Raw genomic sequence first — 608 nt, 5'->3', positions numbered from 1 at the left:
GGAAAGGTAAAAGCGTATGGGAAAGACAAGGAAGTGGCTCCATTACATCCCTGACCGGATAAGCGACGGGATGCGCTACGTGTGCGGGCGGATGTCGCCCGATGTGCGGCTCATCGTGGTGGTGGCGATGCTCGTGGGATTCAGCGCCCTCTCCATCTACATCACCGTGTCGTCGATATACAACATCGGCAAACGCCGGGGAGAGCAGATGAGAATAGAACGGATGCGGCAGTTGGAACTGCATCCGGGCATAAGCAAAGACAGTATCCATTTTAATCATGACAGGAAACATGAAAGAGAACAAAACGGAAAAACAGCCGGAAACGGCAAAGAAGAATGAACGCGGGCGGAAGGAGTCCCAACCGCTGACTCCCGAAGAAATCCGGAAACGGAGGAAGATGCTGGTCTATCCGCTGTTGTTCCTTGTCTTCGGCGTGGCGATGTGGCTGATATTCGCACCGTCGGACGAAGGGGAGAGCCTGCCCGACGGCTTCAACGTGGAAGTGCCCATGCCGGAGGAGAAGAACCTGCCTTCGGACAAGCGTGCCGCCTACGAGCAGCAGGACTTCGAGCGCAAGCAGCGGGAGAAGATGAGCACCCTGCAGGAC

At 56.2% G+C, this 608-nt stretch carries 1 protein-coding gene and 1 pseudogene; both read left to right on the top strand.

Annotated features, from left to right (window positions below; all coding sequences use genetic code 11):
* Positions 1–16: 16 nt before the first annotated feature.
* Entirely contained in the window at positions 17–340 is a 324-nt protein-coding gene (locus M3090_RS15555; protein WP_235352991.1) for a TraL conjugative transposon family protein, read from the top strand.
* A pseudogene (locus M3090_RS15550) lies at positions 291–608 on the top strand (conjugative transposon protein TraM); the annotation flags it as partial. The gene M3090_RS15555 and the pseudogene M3090_RS15550, both read left to right, overlap by 50 nt.

The sequence above is a fragment of the Bacteroides sp. ET71 genome, from assembly GCF_023336905.1.
Classification (GTDB): domain Bacteria; phylum Bacteroidota; class Bacteroidia; order Bacteroidales; family Bacteroidaceae; genus Bacteroides.
The sequence above is the reverse complement of the archived record's forward strand: the minus strand, read 5'-3'. Positions and strand labels throughout refer to the sequence as shown.